Genomic DNA, 20,813 nt, shown 5'->3' with positions numbered 1-20,813 from the left:
CCTCCCCCTTATCTGACGGTTAATCCAAATTGTAGATCATGCCACTCTCGGTGTTCAGTCCAAGCTGACCGAATCCCTCCAGCGGCTTGGAGAACCAGTCCACCTGACTCTCGGCTTCCGTTGAATGAAGATTATTCTCATCCTCTTTCCAGTGAATCACTTGCTGATGGTGACGGTCCCAGAATCTCCATAATGCAGGCTGCTTCAGCAGTTGATTGCGAAACGGCTCATATACACGTCCTGCTGATTCCTGAATATCCCCTTCTAAGATGAAAGGCGGCAAGAAAACAATTTTGGAACGAAAATCTTCAGTCAATGTCATGAAATAGGGGCATACAGGCTTGCGTGTCTTGGCTAAAATACGAAAAATACCGCTCCTTGTCCGGATGCGTGAACTCAGGAAAGGTAGCTCCACTGCGCGATTATCCGCGTTGAACCCGGTCTGACCATCTACAAAAAGGTTGAATGAACCTCCCTTCCGCAAATGAGAATATAATCGTATGCCAATCATCTCATCCTCGGCATTCAACAGATCAGCACCTGCAAACTGACGTAGGGTATTCCATGACGACAGCTTCTGTTCCTGCTCTACGGTGCCCTGCTCAGCCACAAGATAGAAGGGTAATCCGGACTTCATGTGGCCTGCGCGAATCTCCTGTCCGATGGTGATCATATTATGCCGGACGAATCCATAATGCCAGGTCAACAAAGCCCCACCTTCCTGCAAAGTCGCTTGCAAATGTTCAAGTCCCTCGACTTCATCCCAATCCATAAAGGAGTACGGGCTTTTTTTGTGTTCGTCAACCGTCCGCAAAAAAGCCAGATAATCCATCCAGATCGACTCCGGTGACGATTCCGGTTGAAGTGGTGCAAGCTCCTTAACAATATTCATTAGCGCATAGAAGAATCCCAGTTGAATTCCGTTTGTCTTTTCCCTATACAACTCCTCCCTGACCTGTTCCTTATGTAACGTATATAATGTATGAAAATCCTCCATCCTTACACCTCCTGTATATCCTGATTCATGGATACTCCCGTTCCCGACAGCATTCCTTCCCTGGCTGCGCTAGTTCTAGAAGACAATTCAAACCGCCGACGATTCCGGTGGATACCATCCATCATATAGACCAACATTCGAAGCGCCAGCTCATATTGTCCAGGAATGTGTCGATCCGATTGCACACCCTGTCCTTCAACCATGTCCATCCCTTCATAAGATAACGGGACTTCCAGCGCTGCAATAACGCAGTCTCGAATATTCTGCCACGTCGGTCCTGCAGCAATCGGAAAATCAACAAACGGGAAGCTTCCCGGATCAAGGGAATCCAAGTCAAAAGTTAAATAAGCCGAGTCGACATCGTACTTCTGCCTTACCTCGTTCAGAACATGGCTCACCCTCTCGGGTGTCATATGCTCTGCCGATATTTGAATCAAGCCAGGATGGCTGTACATCTGATCTGCTGAGCGAAGACCACGCAGGCCAATCTGTACAACAGCAGCAACCGTATCCTGCTCTAGCAAATGTCTCACAAAATTGGAGTGACTGGGTTGCTCCTGATGGATGGCATCGATACCGCAATCATGATGGGCATCGAACTGGACCAGCACTCTTCGACTGCCCGGGGCCTTTGCCATCATCTGAAGCACGGCATGCGTAATGGAATGGTCTCCGCCAATACAGCACAATAGTGCCTGTTGATCCAGCGCATGATCCAGTGCCGCCGCAAGCCCCTTTTGATAAGGAACAGCTGTATCCGCCTCCGCTTCATTCATAAGACAAGTACCCCAATCCTGCATGGCTACGCTCTCAAGCAATCGTCTCCCACTTCCAATATCGTACAAGCTCGAATTCCCGGACTCTTGTAACGATGGATAGATGACCTTTTTCCACGATTCTACGCGTAACGCATGCGCAAGTCCGGCAACGGAGGAGTTTAACATGCTTGTCCCACCAGAATGAGGGATACCCAAGATCCCCAGTTGAGGAGCCCCATGACCGATAAGAGGCTCATACAAAAAAAAAGGCGCTTCCGCAGGTTCCACCCCCGGCAAATCCGGGGGGCGTTGTGGCTCCAGCTCTTTCGCAGGTTCCAGCTCATAAAACTGGCTGAACGTTTCATCCGCAGCGATCCACGCATCTGCAATGCGACGTACCAGATAAGCAGGTTCTGATGTTGTCATGCAAAAACCTCCTGTACGTAGTTAGAGTCAAGTCTGTGTGGAATAGCTCTTATTGGACAACGTCGCTTCACCTTCTGTACTGATGTCCTTATCCGCAGACGACTCCACATATTCCCGCTTCAGCATTCGCATGAAAGGCAGGAAGAACGACGACATGCCGACCACATTCATGCCAGCAATCACCGCATAGAAGTAAGTAACCTCATTGAAAGCCCGAGTCAATCCCCAGCCAAGGACGATAATAATCAGAAAATACACCGCATTCAGGAGTATGGCCTGATATCCGCGCCCGCTCTGTTCCATCGTTAGCAACGTTGTCATCATGGGACCCATGCCAATATAGGAAAGAGCTACGATGGACAAATACTGTGCTGCTTCTGCTCGGGTTGCCGCGTCTTCGATCAGAAATGCGATAAGCGGGTCTCGCCAGATCCAGACGGCAACGGCAATGATCACGTACAGAATAAAGGATTGCAACAGACCTTGGCGATAACTTGCATAGGCCCTTGGCCGGTGTGGTGATTGCAAATTATGATTGATGATAATGCCGATGGCCGACCCAATGACGATACCCGGCAGGATCGCCATCGTCTGAATTCGATAACCAACGCCAAAGCCAGCAACCGCCCCTTCGCCAAAGTGACTGACAATTTTATTGAAAAAAAATGTACTCAGAAAAATCATGCAGTACGAGATGAACACAGGAATACCGACATGCCTGAGGGCCATCAGATGTTTTCTTGCAAAAGCAAAGCGTTCAAAGATCATTTCCCGACGAATGAACAGAATGAGCAGAGAGATAGCCAAGGACAAGACGGAAGTGATTAGGTTAGCATAGATGATGCCCTTCAGATCCAACCCGAAGACCGACACAAATGTATACACAAGAGCAATGTTTAGCATCGCCATCCCAACCGCGTTCCACGACGCTGCCTGTGCCCGGCCCAGCCCTCGTAACGCCGCACTGGTCACTGCAGCCAGGACAGCCGGGATGCTCACTGCCATCATTCCCCCTACGTACAGCGTAAACATGGGCCCAATGTCGGCAGGCACACGGTAAAACCATGAAAGCACAGGGGTCATTAACATCACAATTCCCCCGGTCAGAATGGCAAGCAGCATTGCACTGCCCATCATGTGCACGAATAGCTGGGTAAATGCACGAGAGCCCCCGGCACGACTGCGCGCTACCGCTACCTGAACAGACAGTTGCATCGCTTCGATGATGGCAATCATGACGAATGAGACAGGAATATACAATGAGAGCACATATAATACACTTTGACTCGTATGACCCAGGAAAAATACATTGGCCAGTTGTGTAATCACGTTAACCAGAGAAGCGAGTAGCATCGGAACGGCCGTACGGAGTAACAAACGATGGATCGAGCCGGCCGTATAATCGATCCCCTGCATGGGGTTCACCTCCATAATTCATGAAGTCTTGATTTCTTGATTTATTGTAAGCCTGTTGAGGATCGGCAGACGTATCACATGCACGCAACAAGCAGATATCACCCGATCGTCATCCCACGAGACCAGCATGACTCGATCATCCGGCCTGATGATACCCCGCTCTAGCTTATCTGCCAGCTGTATCCATACATCACCGCTCTGATAATCGGTGCGTGGAACGCAGATGGTCTTGGAAGGCGAAATATGCAAAACAGAACTGCCATTGAGACGTAATCCCAGTCTCGACTGAAGAATGACATGCACGGCTGCATGGCTATCGATCCATTCGCGGATCATGCCGAGTGCCTCGGATGCAAAAGCCGTGGCATCATCCGATCTGATGATCCGTTTTCCCGCATAGTGTATCTGCAACGCTCCTTGACCAAGGCCTGCCTCAAGCGCCACCGCCATGTCACCCAAATCACCCTTAGGTTCAGATGGTTGACCATATCCAATCTGTCCATCGTCATGGAGAATTCGCTGCTCCACCAGCACAATCGCAGTCCGTTCGTTAGGAAGCATGCTCCAAAGAGCAACCTGAATGGCCTCGGTGCCTGCGAGCGCACCCATATGGGTAATACCAAGTGGATGATCAACTCGCCACGGGGCCGTTTCAAGCATTCGGGCAAGTGGAGCATTCAGCGCATGACGTTCCGGACAGGTCTGGGCAAGGATCAACCAATCCCAATGCGGCTTTGTACCCAAATGCTCCAGCACCATAAGCGCAAGATCACCGGCTGTCACCCGTCTCCCGTCTGCCATAAGGGAGCGAGTCAGCGTTCCCACGCGACCATAATAGTGATCCTCCATATATATGTGCGGCGATACGTAAACATAATCATCCGGTGTTGGCCAATCCAGCGTGTACAGATGATCCTCCGCAGTAAGCCAGCAAATATGATCCACATAGATTGGTGCGCCAATATCATCATGAAGTGAATCAGACATGCTGCATCTTCCCGTTGGCATACGCCTGAAAAACGTTTATCTTCTGAATGGACGTTGTGCCTTCCATAAACTCAAAGGCCCTTGCATCGCGATACCATTTATTCAGCAGAGGATGCTCCAGTAAGGAACCTGGCCCCATCATCTCCAGTGCCCATTCCGTCGCTTCTTCGGAAACGGACGCAGCCCGTATTTTACTGAGGGAAGCCAGATATCCCTTATTCGCATCATGGTCAATCTCTGCTGCTGCATTCCGAATCATGCTGCGCAGCGCATGCAGACGCATCTCCAGTCGCTCCAGTTCTGTCTTTTCACGTTCTGTAAAGATCGTTCTGTGCTCTACAACATAATCATATGCAGCCTGTGCAACACCAAGCGCCAAAGCCGCCACGCTAGGGCGCATCCGGTGGAATGTACGCAGTGCTCCCCAAAGTCCACGCTTGGTTGGGCTTAGGTGACGACCCAGAATATCTTTCTCTTCCAGTGGGAAGGCCTCGAATTGCAGATGGCTGAGTTGCAGACCGCGAAGCCCCATCGTGTCCAGCGGGGTTGCTGTGAAACCTGGCACAGAAGGATCAACTATAGCCACCTGAATGCCCAGAGGCGTACGATTGGTCTGGGCGAATACCAGTCCAATACTCGCCCGGTGTCCGTTCCCAATGTAGAATTTATGTCCGGTTAGCTCCATTCCCCCATCCGGATGTCGCGTAATCCGCGTGCTGATCTCAGTGGCATCTGAACCCTTCTCCGGCTCTGACAAGGCAAAAACAGCCCAGGCCGGACCTTTCAGAAAGTGGCTATAAAAGCGCTCCTTCTGTTCCTCATCGCCCAAGTCAATCATGACGATGCTGGACATGGAAGGACCAGGTCCTCCCAGAAAAACGCCCGCATCTCCTGCGGACAACTGCTCGATCGTAATGACTCTTTCCAGCGAAGAGAGTCCATAATATCGATCCTGACCTATGGTTACAATTGGCTGGCCGCCATACTCCGGGGGAATCATCATATGATTGATGGCCTGCAGGGCAGACGTGTGCAAAAACTCGGTGAGCCGGTCTGGCTCCTGGTCAATCGTCAGGCCGATCTGACGAAGCTCCGCAGCATACTGCTTCATCACTTGCTCGAAAATCGCAATCGTTGATGGAGTAATCATCAATATTCCTCCTTAGCTGGCAACAGCATGTTTTTCACCAGTTGACCTGCATATGTATATGCAGATACGCCATGTCTCAAAAAACCGAAACCGCCGCCAAGACGTTGAATCTGTCTGAAGGCTTCGTCCAATTCCTGATGTATCCACGCATGAACCCGGACCGATGGAAGATCTGGATTTGCTGAGAGAAAGCGGTCCTCAGGCAATGTTTCCGCCATGTAGAGCGTTGTCAGGATGTCAGCGACCATGCCTTTCACGAGCTGGTGCTGAAACGTGGATTGCCCGCCCGATATTCGCACCGACAAATGCCTGCGAACCTGCTCCAATCCAACCTTGCACAGCTCTACCCGGAACTCAAGCAGGCGTGTTCTCAGCTCATTCGAGGTCACTTTCTCGCCTGATATCTCAGCCTTCTCACCCTCATTCGGCTGTACCCGGTATAACAGTAATCCGGAGGGCTCCAGCATCCGATCCTGTACATGAACAGCATGTAGTTGGTTCCAACGATACAGCCCAGCTGATTCTTCATTCCAAAGTAAAGCATCTTGTTCAATGAGATGAGCGGTCGCGAGCACGTATGGACCTGTTGCCAAAAGCACTGGACGATTGTTCACCAGCAAGGTTTTTGCCTCCAACATTTCCGATATCGGAGCAACGGGGTTGCCTGCTGCCTTTGATCCGACGGGCTTTGCATCTGGGCCCTGGAATTCAATAACGTGCATTGTCATTCCTCCTGTTCATTCTTCTTCGCATCCTCCATGCTCCACCAGTGCAAAACCAAAAAAACTGCCGAGCCCGATACTGACCATGATGGAGTGCCCCTTCCTGCACACCCAGTCCTGCTCAAATCCCGAACTCAGGTTAATGAACGGGTCGGTGGAAAAGGTATGTCCGATTCGCTGAATGTTATCCAGATATATCCGTTCAAGTCCAACTCCCGTACGTCGCGAGAATTCCTTCCAGGTAGTCCAGTTCACATTATGGGGAAAAATATGATCCACATCTTCGAAACTCAGGCCTTGCGTTGACAGCAGCTCTTCCATCCCTTGAATGATATGGTCCACATACAATCGGTTAAATGCCGAGATCTCATCGGCGGTTGCATGATAACCAGTATGGAACCGGGTATCTCGCAGTACATGCGCCGCCTGAACGACATGCTGACAGCTCTCTCTGCTCAATAGAACAGCTACGGCAGAATCACCCAGAATGGCCGATTTGCGCAGATAGCGCCATTCGGGAGGCAAAAAATTGAATTGATCCGCACAGATCAACAACACATTCCGAATGTGAGGCTGCGTTTGCGAGATTCGCTCAAGCCATTGAAGAGCGGCTATCGACGATGCACAGTTCATTTGGGATATGCCATAGAACGGTACATGTTCCAGCCCTAAGCGCTGGAGGACACGCTGCACAAGCCTGTAATCGCTCGGTGTCTGCACCTGAAAGGAATGGACATAGAGAACAAGGTCGATTCCGGAAAGGGCAGGTCTGGTCTGGAGCCGTTCCACAGCCTGTGCGATCGTATCGTCAAGCATCTGGCCCGATTCCGTTACAGGCACACCTTCCAGGCGGTGGTACTTGCGCAGAAACTGAAGCTCACCTTTCCCAAGCTCCAGGGCAGCCAGCACCTCCTCCGGCTGCTGAATCTGTTCAGGCAAATAGACGCCAATATCCACAATACCGAACCCCAATGTTCTCCCTCCTTCTGCGACTAGTGTCCATCCATACTCCATTCACAGGTTCGGATCAGCAAGGCATGAATAAACGAATCCGTCTGCTCCAGATGCATAAGACATATGTACTCGCCCCCGTCCTTCTCCTCCAATAACTCCTGTAATGCGAAGAATGGTGCTGCACTCCAGCGCGATGGATCATAATAACTCTTCGATCCACACTCCCTGTACCAAGCAGCCTGATTGCACAGCTGCTCCAAATCAGGATGGATGAGCAGGTTAATCTGATTTCGGTGAATGGATGCCTGGGCACATAATCGATCCAGTACCATCTCCGCAGTATCGGCTATGGAATACTCGGCATGTCGCATCTCTACACCAAGCAGGGAAGGTCCTACGCCTGTCATCCGATCAAGGTATATTGCTGCAGCCGTGTCCGGTCCAGGCGGTGAAACAAGTTCCATCGTTTCATAGGGGAGAGCTGTCTGGTCCATAACCAGCAGCATGCCTTTCATGTAACCTTCTCTGCCCAGATAATGCTGAAGCATGTGGAGCGCCGCAAAAGGAGCACCAAAACCAAGATCATTTACAGCAAAACTGATAAAACGGGCCTGATAACGATCCATCAAATAATTCACAATTGATATATCCGGGCGGGTATTCGGAAAATTGTATGCCAGCAGCAACACATCCACATCCTGCATGACCCGATCAAGTCCCGTCTCTTCCAGCAGTTCCACACTCATCTCGTGATAGGCATTGTTGTTACGACCCTGCAAAAGTTGAACGTCGTACTTGATCGGAGTACCCGCGAGCATGTCCTGATGAAATCGCAGCAGTTCCGGATGATCAAACGGGGGCTTCTTCTCCCAGAACAGCCTGACTCCCATCTCCCGTATGGCAACAGGCGAAGCCATCAGGCCGCAATGAGCTGCTTCTCAATATAAGCAGCCAGGGAGCCTACCGTATCAAATACATCGGGCTCCAGATCATCCGGGTCAATCTCCAGACCTTCAATCCGGTCTTCCAGCGTCATCAACAGTTCCAGAACAGAGGTCGAATCCAGATAGAGTTCGTCAAATAAAGATGTGCTTAATTGAATATCCTCCCTGGCTTCCGTATTCAACACTTCAGCAAGGGCACCTTTGATCTCTTCAAGCAATACTGCAGTCTTCATGATCATCATCTCTCCTCATCAATTGGTTATTGCCGTGTGGGACACTTTAATCAAGCGTTGCTTGGACAGTAGATCCTGCGGAGTATCTCGCTCACGGATCAAGTGAGCCTCCCCAGCGACAATCAGCACTTCCGCCGGACTTCCATGACTCAAAAAGTGTGTGGGAGAAGCCGTTGGTCCGTAGGCTCCCGAATGAAAAACACCGATTAGATCGCCCCGTTCAACAGGAGGAAGCAATACCCGTTTCCCAACAACATCATTCGGCGTACATAAGGGACCCGTAATATTGTATTCTGCTACAGGGGATTCACCATAACGCGTCAGGGAGGCAATCGGAAAGTTACGCTTCACATAAGAACCTGTGCCCACCGCCGCCATATGGCAGTTCGTTCCACCATCGGTTACGACGAAGTGCTCTCCATACGATTGCTTGACATATAGGGCTCGACTGACCAACATACCGCAGGTGCCTACCAGATATCGCCCAAGCTCCATGAACAGCCGGGTGTTGGCATGACTATGCCGAAACGATTCGAACATTGGATTCAACTGTTCTGTCAGTGCGGCTATGGATAGGAACTGCTCACCTTCATGGTAGGGCACCCCCAATCCCCCGCCTACATCGACCATACGTAGCGTGATATCCAGCTCGTTCTCGATTCGATCAGCCAATTCCAGAATATGACGGGTATTCTGAACGATCGGCTCTACATCCAACATGCGGGTTCCCATGTACACGTGAAGTCCCATGATCTCCACATGGGAGAAGCTCTCGAACTGCTCTTTTCCCTGGAGCACACTTTGTTCATCCATACCAAACTGACGTGGTTTGCCACCCATGGTCAACCTGGAGCCTTTAACAGAAAAGGAAGGATTCACTCGCAGGGCCACCGGCACGATTCGCCCCTCACTTGCAGCGATGATCTCTATGCGCTCCAGCTCCTGGAACGATTCACATACAATCGCATATATGCCCAGACGTATGCATGCCGTAATCTCGTCATCGCTTTTTCCGGGTCCAAGGAAAATAATGCTTTCTGGCGCTACTCCAGCCTGTACGGCCGTATGTAATTCTGCCAGGGAACACACCTCTGCCTGCGCGCCCATCTCCTGCAACATGTGTACGATCGAAATATTCGGATTGGCCTTCAATGAATAGAACAGCTCCACTTGAGGCGTAAGCAATTCCCGAAGCTCCTGATACACCTGCTGCAACACATCCCCGTCATATATATACAGCGGAGTTCCGAATTTCTCAGCGATGTCCGAGACACACAACTGCTGGATCTGATATTCCGTAGACACTCACATCACCTCGTTAATGGAAGATAGGACGGCTTCTATCGCTTCGTCGATCACTCCCAGCCGTTCAGGGGAGGACGCAATAATCACGCCATACAGACGTCCGGAGAACAAGGTCCCCTCACTTCTGAATGCCGCATTGACTGTGGCAAAGTTATTAATCAATAATCCTTCGCCACGTTCCGGTTCGAACATCAATTCACCCAGACTGGAACGAAGCACCTTGTATTCCAGCAAGTGATTGAGCCGGAGCGTATATTTTTTTGCCAGTCCACATTGATTTTCGGGCACCCATTGATGCTGAATGTTGGTCTGATAGGTAGACATATTAAACCTGGCATTAATCTCAAGATTGGGCCAGATTGTACCGTCCTCGTCCAGAATGGCGTCCATGCCGGCAATGCCGTAGTATCCATCTCGATACAGAGCTGCTCCAATCCGTATGGCCGCTTCGCGAATGACCTCAAGTTGAACATCGTTGAGCCGCGAAGGCATGAGATGCCCTTGATGTACGCCTTGCTCTACCAACGATTCCTTTACGCCAAGATACTCAACTCCACCCGAGCGATCGATGAGAATCTGGTAATTCAGGTCACAGATTTTATCAATCCATTGCTCAAGCACGTAGTTGATTTGCCGTATTCCCTTTTTGCTTGCCTGTTTCTCCAGCATACTCATGCATTTGTGAAACCTGGCTTCATCGGTAATGACGGTAATTCCCTTGCCTGATACACCCATGGAATCCTTCAACACAAGACGTCCACCCTGCTCTAGAACGGCCTTTAGCTGATCGAAACCAGACACCAGTTCATCCAAAGACGTGCATTCAACGCCTGGAATTTGGCGAATGCCCAACTCCGCGTTGAGACGGCGGGAATACCCCTTGTCATTCACCTTGCGGAAAATATCTGAAGATGGAACAGCCAGCGGAATGCCGGTCCGTCGGGAGAATTCCTCTTCCTGATCCGAGGTTCCAAAGGGAACCAGATAAACATTCGTTCCAGCAGCCTGTGACAGCTCTCGCAGCTTGTCCATTGTCCTTGGACAATTCAGAAGATTCGCGGTAATGTTCAGTGCCGGATCATTGTGCTCCACCGTTATACATCGGGAGCGACCAAACCCAAGCGCCTGTGCATCTGCCATGAATCCCTGATTCGGCGGCCCCTTGAGCAGGATAATATCGTTCTCTCCGGCGAGGAAAACACCCAGTTCCTCCATCCGATTAACGACATCCGCAGCCGAGCCTATGCTTAATGAGGGCAGCTTGAGAATACCCGTTTCACTCCAGTGCTCCTCTACCTCAAAATTGTTAAGATACACAAAAGTAACGTCATGCTGGCCCGTTAACGCCCACTTGAGCTTGCTCGAAAAATCCGTCAATACGGTGGTCACGGCCATCCCCTCCTATTCCTGCATATTGCATCACTGCTACGCTGAATGTAACCCCAAGTCCGACCGTAACAAGCAGATAATACTCCTCTGGTTGCAACAGCTTCTGCTCCAGAATAGCTTGCAGATTAATAAATGGGTCCGAACAGAAACAATGTCCGATCTCCTGTACGTTGGACGTATATATGCGTTCAAGGGGATAGGATAAACGGATAGCCACCTTCTTCCACGAGGATAGATTCACATTGTGTGGGACGATGTATCGAATATCCTGCAACGTCAGACCCGCCTGCTCCACGGCTGCAACAATGGCTTCACATAACCGAGGCGTGTAGATTTCCTGAAACTCCCTTAGAATCTGCGGGGTTCCCGTTAGTACATTACAGAATTGGCCCAAGGTAACACTCGTAAGTCCAACTACACGACTTCCGTTGCCCTTGTTGCCCACCAGCACGGCGGCTGATGCCTCTCCCATCACGGTGGTATTGGGGATCAATTGCACAACGGGACTAAAGGTTTTTTCACCTGTCAAAATTAAAATATGATCATCCGCTTCCAATGAAGGCAGCAATGTCTCGGCAACATTCAGGGCAATTAAGCCCGATGCACAGTTCTGCTGCGTAAGCGAAAACGCGATGGCATGCTGCAACCCGTAAGCCCGTTTCAGGACTTGCAAAACTTTCATAGGAAAGGGGAAATTTTCCTGAATTGTGTGGCAATAAATGATATACTTAATCGAGTTAGGAGCGATCTCCGGGTTATTTACCACCTGGGTTAATACGCGCCCAAGCAACGAAGCCAGATCTCCATCCCTGTCTTGCCGAACCTGTTTCAAACCATGAATTTTTTCCAGTACCTTCGTCTGGGCATTATTGAGTCCCAGCACCTCGTTCAGTTCCCTGATCGGCACAATGTGCTCCGGAATGTAAGACCATATTTGCTTGATATGCATCGGCTTCAGACACCTCGTTATCACTAACGTACGAATCTCACTGAAATATAGGGAGATAAAGAGCTTCCGCAGAAGCTCCCATCTATGAATCTAGCGTAATACGATAAGTAAGTAGGAAAAATCAGGCACGAGCCGCCGCTGCACGAGCTGCTACAGCACGAGCCGCTACAGCACGGGCTTCAACTGCGCGAGCGGAAACCGCGCGTGCACTGACTTCACGTGCCTCGCCCAGTCCACTCGTTTCCAATTGTGCTGCTTCAACTTCTTTGCGCTTCAGTTGCTCCAGTGTAATGGGAGTCGCTTTAATGACCATTCATATCTCCTCCTTTCATCTTGGATACTCTGATTCTATAATCTCCCAAATTGGATTTAAACTGTAAATGGAGGTAAATGAACCTCTCACTCTCCTTACCCCTGCTTCTGGATACTCACGATAGGCCCAACATACCAATCAGATCTCCATTCCAATCAAACTATATCAAGGGACGGTGAACGATCATGCTCGGACCCAAAATCCGGCAAATCCGGGAGCAGCTTGGACTGTCTCAGAAGCAACTGGCAGGTGAGGATATGACGCGTTCTTACATCAGCCTTATCGAAAAAGGTAGAGCCGTTCCCTCGCAGCGTATGTTAAAAATCATTGCCAGGAGACTTAATACACCCATGGAGTTTTTTCTGGGAGGAAGTGCAGCAACAGATACGGATATTGGGGAGGCTGTACTGGACAAGGCCAAAGCCTGTTATGCCGAGCAGAATGATTCTGCATGCATCCGCATAGCCCATAAAGTGCTGACGTTGACGGAGGATACATCGGATCAGTCAGAAGCCTACCTGCTCATTTTACGAAGTCACAACAGACTTGGGGATTATCGACAAGCCTTGGATGAGGGGGAAACTGCAGCATTTACGGTCATTCGAACAGGTGACAGGGAACGTATTGTTGAATATTATCTGGAAATGGGGAGAGCGGCTTTTCATGCAGAGCTGTTTCATGCTGCCCGGAAACATTATGAACAGGCGTATACGTACAGCAGCAGACTCAAACATCTACAGGAAGAACACATCCAATCGCTGACCTTTCTTGGCACAACCCATTTAAGACTAGGCAATGTGAATGAAGGGTTGAACTACTATCTCAAAGCGGAGAAGGAAGCCCAAATGGCGGGACAACCGGAACTGTATGGCGAGATTACACTGGGTCTGGGCAAAGCATATTATATGTCCGAACAGGACGGACACATGCGGTTAAGTTATGACTGGACCAAGAGATCCGTACAGGCCTATAAACAGGCGAGCAGCGAATCCTACGTTCTGGCACTTCACAACCTCGCCGTGATCCAGCTTCATATGGGGCAAAAAAAAGAAGCCCTCCCCTTACTGGATGAATGCGCACGAATTTACGATAAACGCAATCTTCCCCACAAGAAGGCTTCCATATTAGAGGAAATCAGTAAAGTTTATTTGGAACAGCGTGAGCCAGAACAGGCAGAGGCCATCATCAAAGAAGCCCTCCAACTGCTGGATAAGCAAGATGAAGGGATGCTTCGTGCCAAACTGTATCGCTTGCTGGGTATTGTATTTCATGAGAAAAACAACAGCAATGAAGGTTATTACTTTCTAAGAATGAGTCACGATCTACTTAAACGCATCTCTGCAAACCGCGAGGCTGACATCAGCCATCAACTCCTTCTGTTAAGCCTGCAAGAGCGTAAAATGAACTACGAAGATTATAAGTCATTGATCAAATAAAACAGATACCTTCTTCATCTAACAACTGAGGACATAGGGAAATAAACAGATGGATTTTAGGGTCTCTGAACAGGGACCCCACTTCCGGGAATCCACGGTGAAAGGGCACAGGATCAATCTCTCATCGAACAGGTACAGGATCATTCAGCTCCAGCAGCGTTTCCGTAGATACGGCATGCTTTTGTCCCTGCTGACTACTAAACTTAGCCGATCCTGCATATGCCTCCGAAACATGAAGCTGTCCTGCAATAAAAGGTAGAAGCATGATAGTAACCATGCAGAGTTCACTTGCGGTTGTAACGAATTTGGTTCCTTTACTCTCCATGCTCATCTCTCCTCATGTTTATAATTGGGTAGCATATTCCACCATCGATTTCTGGCAACCTAATACGTATTTTACGGATAATTGCAATGACTTTAAATACGTTAATCATCATTTACCTCTACTTGCACATGAAACTCACGGATAAAAGGTCATATGATCTTTGTCTTCGCGATAATAATCCAGCCTTTGCTTCATCGTACCTGTATGCAGTTCAAACAAATGTCCATCCGGATCGGTAAAATAAACGGATAATGCATCCCGCGGATCTCTTGGCCTTCTGGGAAGAATGTCAGCACCCGCTGCTCGCAGCTGCTGAACAGACGCGTCGAACTCCTCTTCTGTAACGGTAAATGCAATATGGGTATAGGTTCGTTCCGTATAGTTGCGAATAACATCCTCCTGATTCAGGGCAATCCACAGACCGGCAAGCTCAAAATAAGCCAGTTTGCGTCCTTTCACCTGAATTCGGGCACCGAGAGCCTGCTCATAAAAGGTAATGGACCGCTCCAGATTGGATACGGAAAAGCACAAATGATTAATTCCTTGAATATTCATGTGGCTCCTGACACCTCCAAAGATTTAAGGATCTATCCTTATTATGGTATATTTTGTGCAAAAAACAACCGCTGTGCCTGCTCCTCTCGCACATCCTTCTGGGCGAATGCATAGGTTATCCGTATCAATGTACGTTCGAGGAGGATGTAAAGCGAATGAATCCTGTTTATCCTTTTTATGGTGAGAAAACGGTGTGCAAGGAGCAAAAGCTGGCATTTCCACCCCAGCATCAGGACCAGCAACCCGGTCTGGAAACCCTGATGGTGCCTGAACCGATCAGTGAAGATCCTGCCTATATCGGTAGCTGCAAACTCCAAGGTAAAGTTGCCATTATTACGGGTGGTGACAGTGGAATCGGCCGGGCGGCCGCCATCGCTTTTGCCAAGGAAGGTGCGGATATCGTCATTGCTTATCTATATGAACGGACAGATGCCGAAAGGACTCGTGAACGGATCGAAGAACTCGGACAGCGCTGTCTCTTGATCGAGATAGATCTCCGCCTGAAGAAAAATTGTGAAACCGTCATTCGCACAACCATGGAAACCTACGGGAAGATCGATATTCTGGTCAACAACCATGGCGTGCAGTATGTGCAGCCAAGCATTGTTGATATTACGGAGGAGCAGTTGTACCACACCTTTCAAACGAATGTGTTCGCCTATTTCTTTCTGATCCAGGCCGCTCTCCCCCATCTGTGCAAAGGTGCCTCCATCATCAATACGGCTTCCATCACAGCATACAAAGGTAACGTCCAGTTGATCGACTATTCCTCCACCAAAGGGGCTGTCGTGTCGCTCACTCGTGTACTTTCCCAATCACTCGCAGCACAGGGAATCCGCGTGAATTCTGTTGCCCCTGGCCCTATCTGGACACCTCTTATTCCTGCCAGTTTCTCCGCGGAGGATGTGCAGGTATTTGGAACGGAGACGCCTATGGGTCGGGCTGGTCAGCCTTACGAACTGGCGGCAGCTTATGTCTATCTCGCCTCCCGCGATTCATCCTACGTCACAGGTGAATGCATTCATGTCAATGGCGGCGATATGGTAACGACTTAGGGTAATGCGGTGGCTGATGTCACCTCCCTTGGTAGAAACGTATTAGATGATGGCTAATCAGGCCGGGATGGAACGTATTTCTGAACGAAGTGTTGCTGATGTCAGGCTGGATTTAGCAGGTGTGGCAGGATATCGGTTGTCCGGTTGCGAAGAGGGTTAGGAGTATGATCCGGTGATGCCGGAGCCTGACATCTTGTGACAAGGAGCTGAACAACCCGATGAACTTCGATCCACTCTACCAACCGTACCCCTCTTACCGCGTGCCTGTGTATGCGAAACAAGGCATGGTCGCCACGTCTCAACCATTGGCTGCACAAGCCGGTCTGGATGTATTGAAAAAAGGCGGCAACGCCATTGATGCCGCCATTGCAACTGCGGCAGCACTCACCGTGCTGGAGCCCACGTCCAATGGCATTGGCGGCGATGCTTTTGCCCTCGTCTGGACCGAGGGCAAACTGCATGGCCTGAATGCCAGCGGCCCTGCGCCTCAGGGCATATCCATTGAGGCGCTTCAAGCGGCAGGCCATACGGAGATGCCGAAGCTTGGGGTTGTTCCGGTGACGGTGCCTGGCGCACCGGCGGGTTGGGCTGAGCTGAGCCGCCGTTTTGGGCGGCTCACGCTGGCGGAAGCGCTGGAACCGGCTATCCGCTATGCGGAGGAAGGTTATCCGCTTGCGCCTGGGCTGGCCCGCCACTGGGCAAGGGCAGCCGAGATTTATGCACGCCAAGGTGATGCGGAGGCAGGGCGTGCGTGGTTTGAGACATTTGCTCCTGGCGGGCGTGTTCCCGCAGCTGGAGAGATGTGGCGCTCGCCGGATCATGCGGCGACTTTGCGCCAGATTGGCGAGAGCGAAGCGCGAGACTTTTACGAAGGAGAACTGGCAGAGCGCATTCATTCCTTTATGGCAGAGCATGGTGGTTATCTGACTCGCGAAGATCTGAAGGCTTTCCAGCCCGAGTGGGTTGATCCCATCTCCGTCTCCTATCGCGGATACGATGTATGGGAGATTCCGCCGAATGGACAAGGATTGATTGCTCTCGCGGCGCTTAATCTCCTGAAGGGATATGATTTTGACGAGAAAGAATCCGTTCTGGCATATCATCAGCAGCTCGAAGCCATGAAACTGGCATTTGCCGATGGGGAGAAATATATTACCGAAGAACGCAAAATGGGTGTGACGGTGGAGGAACTGCTGTCCGAGGCATACGCGGAAGAACGGCGCAAACTCATTGGTGATACCTCACGAGCACCTGAGGCAGGTGATCCACGAGCAAGTGGAACGGTGTATCTGGCTACGGCTGATGGTGAAGGCAACATGGTTTCGTTTATCCAGAGTAACTATATGGGCTTCGGTTCTGGATTGGTTGTTCCGGGGACAGGCATTGCTTTGCAGAATCGCGGACATAATTTCTCACTGGACCCTAATCATGTGAACGCCCTGGAGCCAGGCAAACGAACGTATCACACGATCATTCCGGGGTTCCTCACCCGTGGCAGCGAAGCGGTTGGGCCATTCGGTGTCATGGGTGGTTTCATGCAACCGCAAGGTCATGTGCAGGTGGTTATGAATACGATCGATTATCACCTGAACCCACAGGCCGCCTTGGATTCTCCGCGCTGGCAGTGGACGAAGGGCAAAACAATTCTCGTGGAACCGGGTTTCCCGCAGCATATCGCTCAGGCACTCGCCCGCAAAGGACATGATATTCAAGTGGCACTCGATCCATCCCAGTTTGGACGCGGTCAGATCATCTGGCGCAACCCGGACAATGGCGTATTATGCGGGGGTACGGAAACCCGAGCCGACGGCTCGATTGCGGCTTGGTAAAACTCGCGTCATTTTTATAATAGGATGATCACCTTATCATTCGTATAGGGTGAAATTTCAAGGCACAACAGAGATGATTCATGTCATCTCTGTTGTGCCTTTTTTCGACTTCTAACATCAGTAAACAACATACTGTAGATATTTATGTACCCTTTTAAGCAGATAAATGTAAAAATAATGTGTAATTCATGAAAAATACTTATTTTTTCGTAAATTTTCACTAAATACCATAAATCACAGTGCCTTTCTGACCGATATAGATAAAGGGAAATCCTCACCATACGTGTCATCATGCACACGTACTTCCCTGGAGCTAAGGAATCACGCAAAACAGAAAAATGCGACTACAGAAATGAGGGTACCACACATGAAAACAAACAAGAACAGACGCGCAGGTCTAGGTCTCACCATAATGATGATCCTGACGGTACTAATCCTGGGGGCATGTTCACCCAACAATACAACAACGGCAACAGACACAAGAACAAAGGTTGGGATCGTGCTTACGGAAGTGGGTCTGGGTGACCGTTCTTTTAATGATGCTGCTTTTGATGGACTGGTTCAGGCCAGAAATGAGAAAAGCATTGTCTTCGACTATCGTGAACCGGGCGACAATGCCGAAGCTGCATTTGAAGAGTTTGCGCAAGCCAAATTCGATCTGGTTATCGGCCTGAGTGATGCTGTCCAAGCGGATATGGAGAAAGTTGCAGCCAAATATCCTGACCAGCAGTTCCTCATGATTGACAGTCAGTCCGAACTGCCTAACATTGCCTCCATTTCATTCCGGGCGGAAGAAGGAAGTTATCTGGCAGGTGTTATTGCCGCTATGGCTTCAACGGAAGATCATGTTGGCTTCCTTGGTGGAATAGAGATACCAGTCCTTCGTAATTTCGAGCTGGGTTTTAAACAAGGTGTTCTGGCTGTCAAGCCGAATGCAACCGTTGATGTCGTCTACGCAGGGGACTTTGGCAATGCCGAGCTGGGTGAACAACTGGCTGCAGAGATGATTCAGGAAAAGGGCGCTGACGTGATCTACGTAGCTGCTGGTCTTACAGGCGTTGGTGCACTGACGGAGATTCAGAAATTAGGGAAATACGCCATCGGTGTAGATACCGATCAATTCTTTTTGGCGGAAAAATCCATTCTTACGTCCATGCTGAAAAATGTGGATGTCTCTATCTACAATGCCGTTAACACGTTTGTTAAAAACAATCATACCTTCCCTCAAAAGGAAATCGTGGAGGGGCTGGCGGAGAACGCCGTGGGTCTGACTGCTCTACATAATATCACGCTCAGTGATGAACAACAGCAAACCTTCGAAGATCTGAAGGCTAAGATCTCTTCCGGTCAAATCAAAATTACGCTTGATCAATAACCCATCGGATACGAGGAGGTACGCATATGAAACTACAGGGAAAACTGATACTTAATGCTCTAATTTCACTACTTCTATGCCTTGTGCTAGTCGCTTATATTATCATGCAATTGCTCAACATGAATGCCAAAAATCAAAATCTGGTACCAGCCATGCTCAAGGTGAGTGAACTGAACGCCAATCAGATTCAGACCCAGCAAGCGCTGGATGTCTACTCATTCTCCATGACAGCAGGAAACCAGGACGCCGTGCTTCGCTTGCTGGATGAAGGCCAAACGATGATTCAGGAGCTTACGGACGGATTGCTCGAAACAGATCAGCAGTTACAACTTATTCAGTCCATCGAGACAAAATTAGAAGCTCTCAACCAGGGAGCCACCGAAGCGATGAGTGCGATGAACAGTGCGGAAGCGAAACGTTACAGCACTCGGGTTCGGGGCATACAGAATGATATCTATTCGTTAGATGAGATGACTCGGGATCGTTATGATCAATATACCGTCGATTTGGAACGTGACATTCAGCAAACGTGGCAAGCCGCTCTGGCAGGAGCTATCGTATTGCTCGTCGCCGTGATGCTGTTTAATATGTATACTTCACGTCAGATTGCCAAGCGTATTCGAACACTCAAAGACGCCGCTGGACAAATTGCGGACGGTGACCTGACCGGACAATTACCGGAAGCTCGGGGCAAAGATGAACTCGATGACCTGAGTCGTTCCTTCGGTACCATGACTCATAATATCCGCGGCATTATTCAGTCGATTGGTGAAGCGGGTCATCGTGTCGATCTGATGGCACAAGATATTGACCGCGGTAATGATACAGCCCAAGCGATTGTGCAGCAAGTATCCCGCACCACGGAGGAACTGTCAATTGGCAGTCAAAAGATTGCCGAGGATCTGAGTGAAACAGTGATGGTTGTGGACAAAATGCAGTCTACCTTCAATAGCAATCTGGAGGCCACTTCCCAATCGGTAATCGATGGTCGTGAAGTATTAACTACCGTTGAGGAAGGTAATAAGGCTGTAGCGGAGCAACTCCGCTTGGCCGAAGTGAATCGTATGGCGATGGCCGAGGTGGAACAAACGGTGCGGGAACTGGAAGAAAGCGCGGTTCGAATCACTACGATGACGGCATATGTATCAGAGATTGCCAAACAAACAACCATGCTCTCGTTAAATGCCTCCATAGAGGCTGCTCGCGCTGGAGAAGCCGGACGTGGCTTCGCTGTTGTTGCGGGCGAGGTGAACAAACTCGCCGAACAATCTGCGCAATCGGTCAAACATATCTATGCGGCTGTGGGCGAGATCACAACCTCCATGGACAAGGTGAAGAACTCTGTAGCACAAAGCATGCAGTTATTCGGCGAACAGGAACAAGCCACTGGCCAGACTCGCGAATCCTTCTCTGCTATTCGTGAAAGTGTGGAGCGCATTAGTACGGGTATCCATCAGCTTGCTGAGGACATGCAACACTCCAATGAACTCAGTACACAGGTGCAACAAGCCATCGAAAATATCAGTGCCATCACCGAGCAGTCGGCTGCCAGCAGTGAAGAGATTACCGCCTCCACGTCGGAACAACAACGTTCCTTCGCTGATGCAAGTATCAAGGTGAAGTCATTGCGTGATATCAGCGCAGAGATGCATCAGGAACTGCTGCGATTCCGGCTGTAAGCAGGATGCCGCGAGA

20 protein-coding genes are annotated in these 20,813 nt (G+C 49.9%); 5 read left to right on the top strand and 15 right to left on the bottom strand.

Annotated elements, in window-relative coordinates; genetic code table 11:
- Positions 1 to 19: 19 nt before the first annotated feature.
- The 13 genes from MHB85_RS02730 to MHB85_RS02670 all read right to left on the bottom strand — a co-directional run bounded on the left by MHB85_RS02730 (position 20) and on the right by MHB85_RS02670 (position 12,543).
- Positions 20 to 997 carry an LpxL/LpxP family acyltransferase gene (locus tag MHB85_RS02730; protein WP_091018569.1) on the bottom strand — a complete coding sequence of 326 codons (978 nt, stop codon included), beginning with the start codon at positions 995 to 997 and terminating at the stop codon, positions 20 to 22.
- 2 nt (positions 998 to 999) lie between these two features.
- Entirely contained in the window at positions 1,000 to 2,181 is a 1,182-nt protein-coding gene (locus tag MHB85_RS02725) for an arginase family protein (protein WP_091018567.1), read from the bottom strand.
- A gap of 27 nt (positions 2,182 to 2,208) precedes the next feature.
- Positions 2,209 to 3,597 carry an MATE family efflux transporter gene (locus MHB85_RS02720; RefSeq protein ID WP_341072336.1) on the bottom strand — a complete coding sequence of 463 codons (1,389 nt, stop codon included), beginning with the start codon at positions 3,595 to 3,597 and terminating at the stop codon, positions 2,209 to 2,211.
- Positions 3,598 to 3,615: 18 nt separating this feature from the next.
- Positions 3,616 to 4,584 (bottom strand): hypothetical protein, encoded by a 969-nt coding sequence (locus MHB85_RS02715; protein WP_192135489.1) that lies wholly within the window; start codon positions 4,582 to 4,584, stop codon positions 3,616 to 3,618.
- The gene (locus MHB85_RS02710; RefSeq protein WP_192135491.1) at positions 4,577 to 5,734 is read right to left on the bottom strand and encodes an acyl-CoA dehydrogenase family protein; all 1,158 of its coding nucleotides are present in this window, start codon (positions 5,732 to 5,734) and stop codon (positions 4,577 to 4,579) included. Before MHB85_RS02710 ends, MHB85_RS02715 begins: the two co-directional genes overlap by 8 nt.
- On the bottom strand, positions 5,734 to 6,456 hold the full coding sequence (locus MHB85_RS02705) for a hypothetical protein (RefSeq protein ID WP_192135493.1): 723 nt from the start codon (positions 6,454 to 6,456) through the stop codon (positions 5,734 to 5,736). Before MHB85_RS02705 ends, MHB85_RS02710 begins: the two co-directional genes overlap by 1 nt.
- A gap of 15 nt (positions 6,457 to 6,471) precedes the next feature.
- A complete protein-coding gene (locus tag MHB85_RS02700; protein ID WP_179198597.1) occupies positions 6,472 to 7,428 on the bottom strand; it encodes a 3-oxoacyl-[acyl-carrier-protein] synthase III C-terminal domain-containing protein in 957 nt (318 codons plus the stop codon).
- Between the two features lie 20 nt (positions 7,429 to 7,448).
- Positions 7,449 to 8,327, bottom strand: coding sequence for a hypothetical protein (locus MHB85_RS02695; RefSeq protein WP_105601455.1), 879 nt, complete (start codon positions 8,325 to 8,327; stop codon positions 7,449 to 7,451).
- Complete coding sequence (locus tag MHB85_RS02690) at positions 8,327 to 8,587, bottom strand: acyl carrier protein (protein WP_192135495.1); 261 nt, start codon at positions 8,585 to 8,587, stop codon at positions 8,327 to 8,329. The genes MHB85_RS02695 and MHB85_RS02690 overlap by 1 nt, the downstream gene beginning before the upstream one ends.
- A gap of 18 nt (positions 8,588 to 8,605) precedes the next feature.
- Positions 8,606 to 9,892, bottom strand: coding sequence for a diaminopimelate decarboxylase (lysA, locus tag MHB85_RS02685; RefSeq protein ID WP_091018556.1), 1,287 nt, complete (start codon positions 9,890 to 9,892; stop codon positions 8,606 to 8,608).
- Positions 9,893 to 11,281, bottom strand: coding sequence for a preATP grasp domain-containing protein (locus MHB85_RS02680; RefSeq protein ID WP_179198596.1), 1,389 nt, complete (start codon positions 11,279 to 11,281; stop codon positions 9,893 to 9,895).
- A complete protein-coding gene (locus MHB85_RS02675) occupies positions 11,220 to 12,230 on the bottom strand; it encodes a 3-oxoacyl-[acyl-carrier-protein] synthase III C-terminal domain-containing protein (RefSeq protein WP_091018552.1) in 1,011 nt (336 codons plus the stop codon). The genes MHB85_RS02680 and MHB85_RS02675 overlap by 62 nt, the downstream gene beginning before the upstream one ends.
- Positions 12,231 to 12,351: 121 nt before the next feature.
- Entirely contained in the window at positions 12,352 to 12,543 is a 192-nt protein-coding gene (locus tag MHB85_RS02670) for a hypothetical protein (protein WP_091018551.1), read from the bottom strand.
- Positions 12,544 to 12,728: 185 nt separating this feature from the next.
- Here MHB85_RS02670 and MHB85_RS02665 point away from each other — a divergent pair, with 185 nt between their 5' ends.
- Positions 12,729 to 13,979: a helix-turn-helix domain-containing protein gene (locus MHB85_RS02665; RefSeq protein ID WP_091018549.1), complete on the top strand. Its 1,251-nt coding sequence runs from the start codon at positions 12,729 to 12,731 to the stop codon at positions 13,977 to 13,979.
- Between the two features lie 121 nt (positions 13,980 to 14,100).
- Here the strand turns inward: MHB85_RS02665 and MHB85_RS02660 are convergent, their stop codons facing one another.
- Together MHB85_RS02660 and fosB are read right to left on the bottom strand one after the other, a co-directional pair.
- Positions 14,101 to 14,304, bottom strand: a complete 204-nt coding sequence (locus MHB85_RS02660) for a hypothetical protein (protein ID WP_091018548.1) — start codon at positions 14,302 to 14,304, stop codon at positions 14,101 to 14,103.
- 135 nt (positions 14,305 to 14,439) lie between these two features.
- Positions 14,440 to 14,859, bottom strand: coding sequence for a metallothiol transferase FosB (gene fosB, locus MHB85_RS02655; protein WP_192135497.1), 420 nt, complete (start codon positions 14,857 to 14,859; stop codon positions 14,440 to 14,442).
- Between the two features lie 155 nt (positions 14,860 to 15,014).
- On the opposite strand from fosB, the gene MHB85_RS02650 reads away from it, so the two are divergent.
- The 4 genes from MHB85_RS02650 (at position 15,015) to MHB85_RS02635 (ending at position 20,797) form a co-directional block, all read left to right on the top strand.
- Positions 15,015 to 15,914, top strand: coding sequence for an SDR family oxidoreductase (locus tag MHB85_RS02650; protein ID WP_192135506.1), 900 nt, complete (start codon positions 15,015 to 15,017; stop codon positions 15,912 to 15,914).
- 218 nt (positions 15,915 to 16,132) lie between these two features.
- Positions 16,133 to 17,743 carry a gamma-glutamyltransferase family protein gene (locus MHB85_RS02645; protein ID WP_197997918.1) on the top strand — a complete coding sequence of 537 codons (1,611 nt, stop codon included), beginning with the start codon at positions 16,133 to 16,135 and terminating at the stop codon, positions 17,741 to 17,743.
- Positions 17,744 to 18,110: 367 nt separating this feature from the next.
- Positions 18,111 to 19,118, top strand: a complete 1,008-nt coding sequence (locus MHB85_RS02640; RefSeq protein WP_192135507.1) for a BMP family lipoprotein — start codon at positions 18,111 to 18,113, stop codon at positions 19,116 to 19,118.
- A 26-nt stretch (positions 19,119 to 19,144) separates the two neighbouring features.
- A complete protein-coding gene (locus MHB85_RS02635) occupies positions 19,145 to 20,797 on the top strand; it encodes a methyl-accepting chemotaxis protein (RefSeq protein ID WP_036672162.1) in 1,653 nt (550 codons plus the stop codon).
- Positions 20,798 to 20,813: the final 16 nt, after the last annotated feature.

Origin of the sequence: Paenibacillus sp. FSL K6-4396 (genome assembly GCF_038002525.1) — a bacterium.
GTDB classification, from domain to species: Bacteria; Bacillota; Bacilli; order Paenibacillales; family Paenibacillaceae; genus Paenibacillus; species Paenibacillus amylolyticus_B.
The sequence above is the reverse complement of the archived record's forward strand: the minus strand, read 5'-3'. Positions and strand labels throughout refer to the sequence as shown.